This window comes from Cypionkella aquatica (assembly GCF_030161095.1).
Classification (GTDB): Bacteria; Pseudomonadota; Alphaproteobacteria; order Rhodobacterales; family Rhodobacteraceae; genus Cypionkella; species Cypionkella aquatica.
Genome location: NZ_BSPP01000004.1, coordinates 229,383 through 243,449, shown reverse-complemented (window position 1 = coordinate 243,449; position 14,067 = coordinate 229,383). Strand labels below are relative to the sequence as shown.

The window sequence follows — 14,067 nt, the reverse complement described above, 5'->3', positions numbered from 1 at the left end:
GCAAAGCCGCCCCGGATATGATCCGGGGCGGCTTGGTGTTTTCAGACAGCCTTGACCTTCTTCATCGTCAGCTTGCGCACCACGACATAGAACGACGGCACCATGAAAATACCCAGCACGGTGGCCGACAGCATCCCACCCAGCACGCCGATACCGATGGCGTTTTGCGCGCCTGCACCTGCCCCGGTGGCGATGGCCAAGGGCAGAACCCCCAGAATGAACGCGAGGGACGTCATCAGGATGGGGCGAAGCCGGGTCTTTGCAGCCTCAAGTGCGGCTTGCACCGGGGTGCGGCCTTGGGTTTCCAGCTCGCGGGCGAATTCGATGATCAGGATGGCGTTTTTTGCGGCCAGACCGATGGTCGTCAGCAAGCCCACCTTGAAATACACATCATTCGACTGGCCAAACAACCAAGCCGCCGCCAGCGCGCCCAAGATGCCGACCGGAACCGCCAGCATCACCGAAAGCGGGATCGCCCAGCTTTCATACAAGGCCGCAAGGCACAGGAACACCACCAGCACCGACAGTGCATAAAGGTAGGGCGCTTGGTTGCCGGATTGGCGTTCTTGATACGACAGATCGGTCCAAGCCACGCCATAGCCACCCGGCATCGCGGTGGCCAAAGCCTCCATCCGGTCCATCGCCACGCCAGAGGACACGCCAACCGCCGGTGCGCCACTGATCTGCACGGCGGGCAAAGCGTCGATCCGCGCGAGGCTGGGGGCGACGGGTGCCCATTCGGTTTTCGAGAAAGCGGAGAACGGCACCATCTCGCCACTGCTGTTGCGCGCGAACCAAGCCAGCACGTCTTCGGGCTGCATCCGCGATCCTGCGATGCCCTGCACGATCACCGGGCGCAGCGAAGTGCCAAGCTGGAAATCGTTGACTTCATCCCCGGCGAAAACCGTGGACAGCATCGCATTCACTTCGGTCAAAGACACGCCCAAAGCGGCGGCCTTTTCCTGATCAATCACCAGCTTCAGCGCCGCTTCATCCTCGGACGCGCCATTGCGCAGGTTGGTGACGCTGCCATCGGCCTCGGCCTGCTTGATCAACTCGGCGGCGGCAGCAAACAAGGCGTCGTTGCCTGCGTTCGACTGATCGACCAGATACATCGAAAAACCAGCCGAGTTGCCCAAGCCCTGAATTGCCGGTGGCTGGTTGAACTGCACTGTGCCTGCGCGCAGGGTTTTGAACTTGGCATTGGCCCGGGCCGCAACCGCCGAGGCCGACAGATCGGCAGTGGAGCGTTCAGAAAACTCGCGCAGCTTGACGAAGACCATGGCTTGGTTTTGCCCGGTGCCCGCGAAGCCAAAACCCATCGCCACAAAGGTGGATTCCACCGCCGCTTTCTCTTCGGTGTTCAGATACGCCTCGACTTGCGCCACAACATCCAAAGTCGATGCGGTGGTAGAGCCTTGCGACAAGGAAATCCGCGTCATCAGCACGCCCTGATCTTCTTGTGGCAAGAAGGACGAGTTGATCTGAGTATAGATCGCTGCCACGCCACCGCAGACGATGGCGAGCACCACCAGCATGGTGAAGGGAAACCGCAGGATGCCGCCCAGGGTTTTGGCATAGCCGCGCGTGGCCGCACCAAAGCCATTGTTGAACCACCGCGCAGGCGCACTGAGCCATCCCGAGCTTTGGGGTTTGTGCGGCTTTAGGATGGTCGCGCACATCGCGGGCGTCAGGATCAATGCCACAGCTGCCGACAGCAACATGGCTGAGATGATGGTGACTGAAAACTGTCGGTAAATGACCCCGGTTGATCCCGATGAAAACGCCATCGGCAAGAACACCGCCGACAACACCAGCGCAATGCCGATCAATGCCCCGGTGATCTGCGTCATGCTTTTCTCGGTGGCCTCGACGGGGGGCAGGTGATCTTCGGCGATCACCCTTTCGACGTTCTCCACCACCACGATCGCATCATCGACCAAAAGCCCGATCGCCAGCACCATCGCAAACATCGTCAGCGTGTTGATCGAATAGCCCAAGACCCCCAGCACCGCGAAGGTGCCCAGCAGCACCACAGGCACCGCGATAATCGGGATCAGCGTGGCGCGCCAGTTTTGCAGGAACACCAAGATCACAAGGAACACCAGGCCGATGGCTTCCAGCAGCGTGTGTTCAACCTTTTCAATCGACAGCTCGACAAAGGGCGAGGTGTCATAGGCATAGGCGATCTCAACCCCTTCGGGCAGCGCGGCTTCCAGCCCGCTGAGGGTGGCGCGCACTGCCGCAGCCGTATCCACCGCATTGGCGCCGCTGGCCAGATTGACCCCAAAGCCCGAGGCATTGGCCCCGTTGAACCGAGAGTCGCCGCCGTAGGTTTCCTTGCCGATTTCCACCGTGGCCACATCGCCTAAACGCACGGTATTGCCCGCGGCGGTGGTGGTCAGGCGAATTTGCTCGAACTGCTCAACCGTGGTCAGCTGGCTTTGGGCGGTGATGGTGGCGGTGAATTGCTGGCCGGGGGTGACGGGCTGCGCGCCCAAAGAACCGATGGAAACCGTGGTATTCTGCGCCTGCACCGCGTTCACCACATCGGCGGGGGTCATTGCGAACTCGGCCAGTTTCAGCGGATCCAGCCAGATCCGCATCGCATAGCCCGAGCCGAAAGAGTTGATGCTGCCGACGCCATCGGTGCGCAACACCGCGCCTTCGACGGTGGAGGACATGATGTCACCCAACTGCACCGTGCTGAAGCGCCCATCTTTTGACACGAGCGAGCCCACCAGCAGGATCGACGACGACGACCGGCTGACGTTGACACCGGAATCCTGCACCGCATCGGGCAGACGGCGGGTGATCTGATCAACCTTGGCCTGCACATTGGTTTGCGCGTCATCGGGATCGACCGAGTCGTCAAAGGTCAGCGTCAAAGTCGCCCGTCCGGTGGAAGACGAGCCTACGGTGTAAAGCAGCCCTTCCAGCCCGGTCAGACCGTCTTCGATGGTCTCAGTGACAGAGGTTTGCACGGCCTCGGCGGTGGCGCCGGCATAGCTTGCCGACACCCGGATCGTGGTGGGCGCGATGTCAGGATATTGCGAAACGGGCAGTTGCAGCACGGAATAGCCGCCCGCAAGCATGACAACAATCGCCAGCACCCAGGCGAAAACCGGGCGGTGAATGAAAAAACGCGCCATGGATCAGTTATTCCCGGTTGTGGGTTTGGTAGCATCCGGCGCGACGGCGGTGTCAACCACGGCATCATGCACCACGCCATCAGCATCTATCGTGACAGGCACCGGCTTGACCGCCGCGCCATCGCGCAGGTTGGTCAGGCCATCAACGATCACCAGATCGCCGTCCTCGATCCCTGCGGTGATGATCCATGCGTTGTCCTGACTGCCCGAACTGGTCAGCGCCACCTTTTTCGCCACGCCATCCTTGGCAACAAACACCGTCAACGTGCCATCCGAGTTGCGCCCCGTCGCGCGTTGCGGCACCAGTTTGGCCCGCGTGCTGCCCAAGGTCATCTTCACCCGCAGAAACTGGCCGGGCAGGATCAGGCGTTTGGGATTGTCGAATTGCACCCGCAGATCAAAGGTGCCGGTGGTGGCCGAAACCACATTGCCCAGCACCACGACCGTGCCTTCGCCGTCATAAGTCTCGCCGTTTTCCAGTACCAGCGCGACGCCAACTTTGGTGCCCAATTTCAGGCTGCCATCGTCGATCTGGGCGCGCACCCGCAGCATCCCGGCGCTGGAATCGCTGACATCAATATAGATCGGGTCCAGCCGTGTGACGGTGGCCAAGGCATCGGCCTGATTGGCCGTCACCAATGCCCCCAGCGAGACTGTGGCAATACCCGCGATGCCGGCAATCGGGCTGCGCACGGTGGTGCGGTCCAGATCCAGTTGCGCCACATCCAGCGCCGCTTGTGCTGCGGCAAGGCTGGCCACTGCCGAGGCGGCGGCGGCTTCGGCGCTTTGCAGATCGGCCTTGCTGACCGCATTGCCCTGCAGGGTTTTGTAACGATCGACCGTGGCGCGGGTGGTTTGCACCTGCACCTCTGCCCCCGCCACCGCGGCCTTGGCCGAAGCGAAAGCTGCGGTGTAGCTGTCATCCTCTATCTTGAACATCGGATCGCCGGGTTCCAGCTTGTCGCCCGCCGCATAGAGAATTTCTTCGACCACCCCGCTGACCCGCGCCCGGATCTCGCCGGTTTCAAAGGCCACGGCGCGTCCCGGCAAGGTGCGGATATAGGGCACATCCTGGGTTTCGATGGTGACGGTGCCAACCGCAGCTGGCCCTGCGGGCTTACCGCCCGGAGGGGTTTGCGCCAGACCTTGGCCTGCCATAAACATCAGTGAAATCAACGATAAGCTGCCCAAATGGCGAATGATGCACCGCGAGGTCATGGGGGCCGGGGGGTAAATCATAGGGTATCCGCTTTTGATTTTTTCTGGGTGGAAGCATAGGCGAAACAAAGACCGGGCGACAGGCAAGCAGCCCAAAACAGGCGTATTGCTGCGCCGAAGATAGCTTTGATACGTCTGTGGGAAAGCTTTCCGTCGCGCGTGTCGGAAAATTTCTGCAATCGGGCAATTCGGCGCAAAGTCAGCGCAAAGCTGAAATCGCAGTCCCGCCGCGCCAAGCGCAAGCGGCTACTTCTTGAAGGCGATGGTCAGGGTAAAGCTATATTGCCCATCGGTCAGCGCATCGGGTGCGGCCGGAAAGCTGCCCGCCCGGTTGACAGCTTGCACCGCTGCCGCATCCAGCGCCGCATTGCCAGATGATCGCACCACCGACACACCCGCAAGCCCACCGCCGCGCGACACAGTCAGCCGCACCCCAACCGCGCCTTCATTGCCCGCCGCTGCGCGCGGATAGCTTTTGCGGCGTTCGATCTTTTTGCGGATCTGCGCGCCCCAGCGGTCTTTCAGGGATTTGACCGTGCCCTTCGAGACTGCAGTGGCGGCTTTCTGTTCGGTGACGGGCTGCTGTTCGGTCTTGGCCGTGACCTTTGGCTTGGTCTTTTCGACCTTCTGCTTCTTCGGCTCTGACTGCTTTTCGGGCTTCTTTTCTGGAACAGGCTCGGGTTTGGGCGGTTCCGGCGGGGCCTCGGCATCGGGGGGCAGATCGGCCAGCAACGGATCGGGGGCCAGCATCGGCTCGGGCAGATCGGGGGCGAGTTCGGGTTCGGCAAGATCGGGCAAAGGCTCGTCTTGCGCCACGGGCTCCAGCGTATCGGGCAATTCAGCCATGGGCACTTCCGGGGCGGGTTCCAGCGTCGCGATCGCGGGGGGCGCTTCGGGCAGCGGCACCATGTCGATCAACACTGCGGTATCGGCGGCGTTCTGGCTGCCCGTGGCGGCATCCAGCCACAGCACAAGCGCCACCGCACCCGCCGCAGCCCCTGCCACGCTGACCGCCGCCGCCACCCATTTGGCCGCATAGCCAAAGCGGTGATCGCCCGCATAAGCGGCCAACCAATCGACAGAATGGGCGGGATGCGCTGTCATGGCTGAACGGCTGCACCCTCGATCCCGACCAAAGCGACCTTGAGATACCCCGAGGCGCGCAGCAAGTTCATCACCGCCATCAGCTTGCCATAAGCCACCGTTTCATCGGCGCGCAGATAGATCCGTTGGCTGCGGTCGCCATTCGTCAGCACATCCAGCCGCGCGCCCAGCGCCGCACGATCAATGGTTTCGGACGCAAGCGACAACGTCAGATCTTTCTGCACTGTGATATAGACCGGCTCTGGCGCGCGATCGGCGGGGGCCGCGTTTGAGCCGGGCAGATCAACCGGCACATCCACGGTAGACAACGGTGCGGCCACCATGAAGATGATCAGCAGCACCAGCATCACGTCGATAAACGGGGTGACGTTGATTTCGTGGTTTTCCTCAAGATCGTCGCCGGTCCCGCGTGAGGTCATGCCCATGGCTTAGACCTCGACCTTGATATGGCGGAAATCCAGATCGCGGCTGAGCAAGCGTTCAACCCCGGCAGCAGCATCGCCAAGGCTTTGACGATACGCGGCAATTTCGCGGCTGAAGTGGTTGTAGATCACCACGGCAGGAATGGCGGCGATCAGGCCGATGGCGGTGGCCAGCAATGCCTCGGCAATGCCGGGGGCGACGACGGCAAGGTTGGTGGTCTTGGTTTCTGCGATGCCGATGAAGGAATTCATGATGCCCCAGACGGTGCCGAACAGCCCGACAAAGGGGGCAGTGGCCCCAATCGTCGCAAGCAAGCCTGTGCCTTTGCGAATACGGCTGCCCGCCTGCACCTCGATCCGGTCCAGCACCGAGCGGGTGCGTTCCTTGACACCATCCGGGCCAGCGGCGGCAATCGCGGCATCCGAACGGCGGTATTCCACCAAGGCGGCTTGGGCCATGAAGGCGGCGGGGTCTTTGTGGTGCGACAAGGCCTCGGATGCGGTTTCCAGCGATTGCGCGGTGTGGATGGTTTTGACCGAGCGGCGGGCACGGGCGCGGGCGATGGCCAGTTCGATGATTTTGAACAGCAGCACCGTCCAAGTCACGAAAGAGGCGAAGATCAGCGACAGCATCACCAGCTTCACGACCCAATGTGCCGCGTTATACATGCCCAAGGGCGAGTAATCGGTTTGCAGATGCGCAGGGGCTGCGGCGGCCGGAGTGGCAGCGCTTGGCTGGGCAGCACTTGGTTGCGCAGGACTTGGCTGGGCAGAAGCTGGCACGCTGGCACTTGTAGAGGGGGCTGGTTCGGCCAACGTCGGCAAAGCGGGGGCGGCGTCGGTTGTGGGCGCAGGAGCCAAGCCTTGCGGCATATCGGATTGCACGACAGGTGGCTGTGCTGTGGGCGGCTGGCTTGTGTCTTGCGCCCAAGCCGCAAGCGGCAAAGACAAGGCAAGCGCCACGGCAAAGCCAGTTGCCACACGGGGCAAGATCGGATGCATCGGTTTCGACATGCAGGGCTCCGTTCATTTTGCCGTCTCAGAGTGTTGAGGCGGCCATCACACGTGGCTGGTCTGGTCAGGCATCCGCCCAAACGCGGCGCAAACCGCGCTTATTTTGGCTGTTAAGTTTGTTGACTGCTCTAGTCAAGAATATTTCTTATGCTTTCAGTCGCCTATTTGTCACAATGCTTATCAGATGCCGCACGGGGTTAGTTGACTGATTGACTAAGGCTTTCGGCTGCCGGATTTATGCGCCTGTGCCAGCCCGCAGTGCTGCCTCGATTCTTTCGGGTGCAGGGCAATATCGGGCCAGCCTTTCACGTTTTTCATGCCTTTTCGGTGGCTATACCCATGACCTTTCGCCCCAAAATGACCGCCTTTACCGATGGTATCCGGGCGCTGAGCGATCTGCGTTGGCGGGCTTGGGCCGGGGTGGTCGCTGATCTTTGGCATGCCGAGGGCCGCTTGGGCGGGGTTGGGCACTATGTCTCGCCCGACCCGCGGATCGTGATTTTCCTGAAAGATGGCGGCAAGGCGATTCGGCTTGCTGACAGCCCGGTTGATGTCGCGGCACGCCCTGCGGCGCAGATCACCTACATTCCGGCGGGCATGCCGTTGTGGTCGCAGATCGTTCAGCCCGGAGAGTTTCGCCATATTGATCTGCATTTCGACAGCGTGGCGCTTGCGCAAAAGCTGGGCGAGCGGTTTGGCATGGCAGCGGCGACGGCAGCGCTTGCGCGCCCTGTGACGCTGGATGGTGTGCCCGAGATCGACGCGATTGCGCATCTGCTGGCCGATGAATTGCAGGGCGATGGTCTGCATGATCTGTATGGAGAAGGCTTGGTGCAGGCGATTTTGGGTCGGGTGCTGGCCTATGACCAGATCGCGCTGGCCGAGCCTTTGCGCGGTGGCCTGACACCGCATCAGATGCGGCGCGTGACCGACTTTATGCAAGCCAACCTGCACCGCCGCGTCTCGATTGCCGAGCTTGCGGCACAGATCGGCTTGTCGGAAAGCTGGTTCGCGCGGGCCTTCAAGCAAAGCAATGGCGAGACGCCGCATGGCTGGCAGCAAAACCTGCGCATCACGGCGGCCAAGGCGATGTTGGGCCGCGATGATGCCACGTTGGTGGGGGTTGCGGCGGCGACGGGGTTTGCCGATCAAGCCCATATGACGCGGGCGTTTCGCGGCGTGACGGGGACGACTCCGGCGGCATGGCGGCGGGGTCATGGCGGCTGACATCAGTGCGGATGTTGCGCGCCCAAGCGGCAGTTCACGCGGCGTTTGTGCAATTCAAAGCGGGATGCTGCAAGACAGCGCGGCTTTGACTACTTATTTAGTCAGGAATTCGCGCCCCGCGCTCTGACCCTTCAATATTCAGGATACGCTGATGACTTCGCTTCGCTCTCGCACTTGTTTGGCAGCACTTCTGGGCCAAACGGCCCTGATCGCCTGCACATTGCCGCAGCTTGCCATGGCGCAAACCACCACCGAGCTAGAGCCGATTGTGGTGACAGGCGCAGGCACGGGCAGCGCCACCGGCCCGGTCACGGGCACCAACCCCGCCACCCTGACCGGCACCAAAACCGCAACGCCGGTGACCGAAGTGCCGCAATCGGTTTCGGTGGTCTCAACCGAGACGCTAAAGACCACCAATGTCGCCAAACTCGACGGCGCGCTGGCCTATGTGGCGGGCGTCACCGGCCAGCCTTATGGCTATGACAGCGACACCAACTGGATCTTCATTCGCGGCTTTAACGCCTCGCAATCCGGTGCATATCAGGATGGTCTGTCGAACAGCGCCTACGGCTTTGGCAGCTTTTTCATCGACCCCTTCCTGATCGAGCGGATCGAAGTGCTGAAGGGCGCGTCCTCGGTGCTTTACGGCGGCTCGAACCCCGGCGGGTTGGTTAACTATGTCACCAAAGCGCCCACGGGCGAGGATAGCACCGATCTCAGCTTTGGTCTGGACGAGCATGGCCGGGTCTGGGCCAGCGTCGATCAGAACCGCAAAGTGTCGGATTCGCTCAGCTACCGCCTGTTGGGCAAGATCGAGCGCGTCGATGGCCACGGCGCTTTCGATCCGGGTCTGCATGCGCTGCTGTCGGGATCGGTCGAGCAAACCCTGCAAGATGGCGCGGTGCTCAGCTATGGGCTTGATCTGCTGAAAGTCGATGAAAGCCATGTCGGCAACGCTTGGCTGCCCTATACCGGATCGGTCGAGGATGCGTCCTTTGGCCGTATCCCGCGCGATTTCAACGTGGGCGAGCCGGGCCATGACAGCTATATCCGCGATCAGGCCTCGGTGCGCTTTGGCTTCACGCAAGATTATGGCAACTGGACGTTGACCAACGCCACGCGCTATTCTTGGGCCGATATTTCTGAACGCTCGGTCGTGGCTTATGGCTACAGCACCTTCGGCGCGCCGGATGCAGTGGGCACCTTGGTGCGCGGCGTTTTCGATCACGACACCACCACGCGCAGCCTTGTCAGCGATACCCGGGTTGAAACGACGTTCAACACCGGCGGGCTGGAACACAAGGTAATGGCGGGGCTGGATCTGAAGAAATACAACATCGACATTCTGGAAAAGAGCGCCTACCCGGCGACGCCTTTGACCGTGGTTGACCCGATCTATGGCGCTATCCAGCCGGATGCTGCCGCCTACAAGGATGTGGACATTACCCAGCGGCAGGCCGGGATCTATCTGCAAGACCAGATCCGTTGGGGCAATGGCTGGGTCGGCACCGCCAACATGCGCTATGACTGGGTGGAAACCGTGGCCAGCGCCGATCCTGCGGCGGGCAATCCGGGCAGCAAACGCAATGACGGCGAGATGACATGGCGCTTGGGTCTGGCCAAGGAAGTCGCGCAAGGCGTGACGGTTTACGGCACCACCTCGACCTCGTTCAACCCGACGATCGAGCCCAGCACGGCGGGCAATGACATCTACCCGGAAACTGCGCGTCAGGCCGAATTGGGCGTGAAATGGGCGATCAATGACAGCTTCCTGCTGACCGCATCGGCGTTTGACATCAAGCGCCGCAACGTCTCGCAATCGCAGTTTGGCCTGATTGCGCCGGACACTTATGGCTATGTGTTCTCGCAAATCGGTGAGGTTCAATCCAAAGGGTTCGAGCTTGAGGCCCAAGGCAAGATCGCGGAAGGTCTGACGCTGTCGGCGGCTTACACCAAGATGGACCTCGACATCCTCGATGATCAGAACGCGGCGCTGATCGGCAATACCCCGCGCGAAGTGCCAGAGGAATTTGCGTCCCTGCAACTGGGCTGGACGCCAGCTTCGATGCCAGAACTGACCCTGACGGGCGCGGCGCGCTACACTGGCGGCAGTTGGGCGGATGACGCCAACACCGCGTGGGTGCCGTCGCGCACCGTGTTCGATCTGGGCGTCAGCTATGCGATGCAAGACGACTGGACGGCCAATCTGGCGATCACCAATGTCGCCGATAAAACCTATGTCTCCAGCTGTGCCGGGACCAACTATTGTTATTATGGTGAAGGCCGCACCGCCAGCATCAGCATCAGCAAGTCGTTCTGATCCAAACCGGGGGGGCGGGTTGATCTTGCCCCCTTTGCCAGCCAAGTTGCCTTGCGACCCCGCCCGCATCTGACCTAACCCGAGATTCCCCATGCTGCGCCAATTTGCCGTGTATTATCGCCCTTGGATGGGTCTGTTCTGGCTGGATTTCGGCTGCGCGGTGCTGTCGGGCCTGCTGGAGTTGGCTTTTCCGTTGGCGGTGCGCGGCTATATCGACTGGCTTTTGCCGCAGGGCAATTGGCCGCTGACCGTGCTGTGCGCCATTGCGCTGTGTGGGATTTATCTGCTGAACGCCGGGCTCACCGCGATTGTGATTTATTGGGGCCATATGCTGGGCATCAATATCGAAACCGAGATGCGCCGCCGCGCTTTTGACCATTTGCAGCGGCTGTCCTGGGGCTATTTTGATCGCCAGCACTCGGGCCGCATGGTCGCCCGTGTCACCCGCGATCTGGAAGACATCGGCGAGGTCGCGCATCACGGCCCCGAAGATCTGATCGTTGCAGTGATGACCTTTGTTGGCGCGTTTGCGCTGATGATGATGGTGCATGTGCAATTGGCGTGGATCACGGCGGTGATCGTGCCGCTGGCAGCGCTGCTGGTGATCTACTTTGGCGGCAAGATGACCGCGACCTGGCAAGCGATCTATGACCGCGTCGGCAATTTCAACGTGCGGATCGAAGAGAACGTCGGCGGCATCCGGGTGGTGCAGGCGTTCGGCAACGAGGATCACGAGCGCGCCCTGTTCGCCCGCGACAACGCCAGCTACCGCACCACCAAACTTGCCGCCTACAAGGTGATGTCGATTTCCGCGACGCTGAATTATGTCGGGATGCGCGCGGTGCAGGTGATGGTGATGGTCGCAGGCGCGGGCTTTGTGCTGAACGGCTCGCTTTCGGCGGGTGGTTTCGTGGCCTTTCTGCTGCTGGTCGGCGTGTATTTCCGCCCACTGGAAAAAATCGCGGCGGTGATTGAGACTTATCCCAAAGGCATCGCGGGCTTTCGGCGCTATCTTGATCTGATGGCGACCAAGCCCGATGTGGTGGATAAACCCGGCGCGGTTCCGGCCCCGGTGCTGCAAGGTGCGGTGCAATTTGATCATGTCAGCTTTGGCTATGACGCCGCGCGCCCGGTGCTGCGCGATGTCAGTTTCTCGGTGCAGCCGGGGCAGACGGTGGCATTTGTCGGCGCTTCGGGTGCGGGCAAGACCACGCTGCTGGCTTTGCTGCCCCGGTTTTACGAGCCGACCTCGGGGCGGATCAGCATTGACGGCATCGCATTGGATGCGATGACCCTGGCCAGCCTGCGCGCGCAGATCGGCATTGTCAGCCAGGATGTGTTCCTGTTCAGCGGCACTTTGCGCGACAATATCGGCTATGGCCGCTTGGGCGCGAGTGATGCTGAAATCCTTGCCGCCGCCGCCTCGGCGCAGTTGGAGGCCACGATTGCCGCCCTGCCGCAGGGGCTTGATACCGTGGTGGGCGAGCGCGGTGTGATGCTGTCGGGCGGGCAAAAGCAGCGGGTGGCGATTGCGCGCGTGTTCCTGAAAAACCCGCCTTTGTTGATCTTGGATGAAGCGACCTCGGCTTTGGATACCCAGACCGAGCGCGAAATTCAGGCCGCATTGGATCGTTTGTCGGCGGGCCGCACCACCTTCATCATCGCGCATCGCTTGGGCACCATCCGCCATGCCGACAAGATCGTGGTGATGGATCAGGGGCAGGTGGTCGAAGTTGGAACGCATGGCGATCTCAGCCAAAGGGGGGGTCGCTATGCCGATCTGCACGCCGCATGATCCGTGTTGATGATCTTGCCCTGACCGGGCGCATCCATGACGCACCCGGTGCTTTCGCCGCCCATGTCGCCGAGCTTTACGCGGCCTTTGACACCGCTAGCCTGCCCTGCGGCGGCTTGCGGATCAACTTTGACAGCGGGTCCATCACGCTGCAGGTGGCCGAGCGTGGTTTGGCCATCGCAATCACTGCCATCTCGGCCAGCGATCTGTTCGTGCTGCGCGAAGCGGTGGCGGGGTTGGTTGACGGCTTTGACGCGACGCTGACGCCACGGCTGATCTGGGATCGTGCCTTGCCGAAACTGACCACGCCGCCGAATTTTCGGCAGGGGCGGATCGTGGCGATCTCAACGCCCGGCGCGGGCTATATCCGGCTGCGGATCGCCGCCGATCATCTGGCGCCTTTCGCGGTGTCCGGCCTGCATCTGCGGCTGTTGCTGCCGCCGCAGGGGCGCAGCCCGGTATGGCCCAGCGTGTCGGATACGGGCCGCACGGTTTGGCCCAGCGGGGCCGACAAGCTGCATGATCCGGTTTATACCATCCGCGCGATTGATCCGGCTGCGGGCTGGCTGGAGCTGGATATTTTCGTGCATGGCCACGGGCGCACCTGTGCTTGGGCGCTTGCGGTCAAGCGCGGGGCCGAGGTTGGGCTGATCGGGCCGGGTGGTGGCTATCTGCCGATGGCGCGGCATCTGGTCTTGCTGGGCGATGAGACAGCCCTGCCTGCTATCGCGCGGATACTGGAAAACGCGGCACCCGACACACTCGGTCAAGCGCTGATCCTGCTGCCCGATGCCCGCGCCGTGCAAGCGATTGCAGCACCCCCGGGCGTGCAAATCCGCTGGCTGTCGCGGGCATCGGGCGACACGCTCGACACGGCCCTTGCCACCACAACCTTGCCCCGCGCAGGACTTGCCGGGGGCCGCTTGCTGTGGATCGCGGCTGAGCGGGCCTTCTGTCAACGCCTGCGCGCCCAATTCACGCCGGCAACAGGTTGGGCGAAATCTGAAACCATGATCGCAGCCTATTGGACCGCCGCCGATGTTCAGGCTTAGCACGATCACCAAAGACCACGGCACCCGCCGCGTGCTGGGGTTGGACAGCCTGACCCTTGGCGCCGAGGGGCTGACGGTGATCCTTGGCCATAACGGGTCGGGCAAATCAACGCTGCTGGGCCTGCTTGCCCGCACCGACACCGCGACGACAGGGCAGATTACGCTGAACGATCAACCGCTTGCTGCCATCCCGCAGCGCAAGCTGGCACAGGCCGTGGCCTATCTGCCGCAACGCCTGCCCCCGGTGCCCGGCCTGACCCTGCGCGAACTTGTCCGTCTTGGCCGCTATCCGTGGCGCGGTGCTTTGGGTCGCTGGCAGCCGCAAGACCACGCGGCGGTAAATGCGGCTATGCAGGCGACCGGAGCCGAAAGCCGCGCCGAAGCGCTGGTTGAAACCATGTCGGGCGGAGAGCGTCAGCGCGGCTATATCGCCATGCTTCTGGCGCAAGACGCGCCGATCCTGCTTCTGGACGAGCCGACCTCGGCGCTGGATCCCGGCCACGCGCATGAGGTGTTGCGCCTGCTGCGCAAGCTGGTCGATGACACCGGGCGGCGGGTGATCGTGGTGCTGCATGATGTCAACCTTGCCACCCGCTTTGCCGATCGGGTGGTGGCGCTGCGCGAAGGTCGGATCGCGTTTGATGGCCCACCTGCGGCTTTGCTGCGCGCTGAAATCCTGTCGATGCTTTACGCCGTGCCAATGCAAGTGGTGGCGGGGCCCCAGGGCCATCTGCCGCTGGCTGTGGTAAGTTAAGGAATCCTG

The 14,067-nt window shown here is 62.1% G+C and carries 10 protein-coding genes; 5 read left to right on the top strand and 5 right to left on the bottom strand.

Features of this window, described 5'->3' with window-relative positions; translation table 11 throughout:
• Window positions 1-41 precede the first annotated feature (41 nt).
• The 5 genes from QQJ98_RS04750 to exbB form a co-directional block, all read right to left on the bottom strand.
• Window positions 42-3,152 (bottom strand): efflux RND transporter permease subunit, encoded by a 3,111-nt coding sequence (locus QQJ98_RS04750; protein WP_284324178.1) that lies wholly within the window; start codon window positions 3,150-3,152, stop codon window positions 42-44.
• 3 nt (window positions 3,153-3,155) lie between these two features.
• Window positions 3,156-4,316, bottom strand: a complete 1,161-nt coding sequence (locus QQJ98_RS04745; protein WP_284324177.1) for an efflux RND transporter periplasmic adaptor subunit — start codon at window positions 4,314-4,316, stop codon at window positions 3,156-3,158.
• A gap of 300 nt (window positions 4,317-4,616) precedes the next feature.
• Window positions 4,617-5,474, bottom strand: coding sequence for an energy transducer TonB family protein (locus QQJ98_RS04740; RefSeq protein ID WP_284324176.1), 858 nt, complete (start codon window positions 5,472-5,474; stop codon window positions 4,617-4,619).
• Window positions 5,471-5,899 carry a TonB system transport protein ExbD gene (exbD, locus tag QQJ98_RS04735; RefSeq protein WP_431307792.1) on the bottom strand — a complete coding sequence of 143 codons (429 nt, stop codon included), beginning with the start codon at window positions 5,897-5,899 and terminating at the stop codon, window positions 5,471-5,473. The genes QQJ98_RS04740 and exbD overlap by 4 nt, the downstream gene beginning before the upstream one ends.
• Before the next feature lie 3 nt (window positions 5,900-5,902).
• On the bottom strand, window positions 5,903-6,910 hold the full coding sequence (exbB, locus tag QQJ98_RS04730; RefSeq protein ID WP_284324174.1) for a tonB-system energizer ExbB: 1,008 nt from the start codon (window positions 6,908-6,910) through the stop codon (window positions 5,903-5,905).
• A gap of 339 nt (window positions 6,911-7,249) precedes the next feature.
• Between exbB and QQJ98_RS04725 the strand changes: the two genes are divergently transcribed.
• From QQJ98_RS04725 to QQJ98_RS04705, 5 genes are all read left to right on the top strand, one after another.
• Window positions 7,250-8,137, top strand: coding sequence for an AraC family transcriptional regulator (locus tag QQJ98_RS04725; RefSeq protein ID WP_284324173.1), 888 nt, complete (start codon window positions 7,250-7,252; stop codon window positions 8,135-8,137).
• Between the two features lie 151 nt (window positions 8,138-8,288).
• Entirely contained in the window at window positions 8,289-10,457 is a 2,169-nt protein-coding gene (locus QQJ98_RS04720) for a TonB-dependent siderophore receptor (protein ID WP_284324172.1), read from the top strand.
• Window positions 10,458-10,548: 91 nt separating this feature from the next.
• Complete coding sequence (locus tag QQJ98_RS04715) at window positions 10,549-12,252, top strand: ABC transporter ATP-binding protein (protein WP_284324171.1); 1,704 nt, start codon at window positions 10,549-10,551, stop codon at window positions 12,250-12,252.
• A complete protein-coding gene (locus tag QQJ98_RS04710; protein ID WP_284324170.1) occupies window positions 12,249-13,304 on the top strand; it encodes a siderophore-interacting protein in 1,056 nt (351 codons plus the stop codon). Before QQJ98_RS04715 ends, QQJ98_RS04710 begins: the two co-directional genes overlap by 4 nt.
• A complete protein-coding gene (locus tag QQJ98_RS04705) occupies window positions 13,291-14,058 on the top strand; it encodes an ABC transporter ATP-binding protein (protein ID WP_284324169.1) in 768 nt (255 codons plus the stop codon). Before QQJ98_RS04710 ends, QQJ98_RS04705 begins: the two co-directional genes overlap by 14 nt.
• Window positions 14,059-14,067 lie beyond the last annotated feature (9 nt).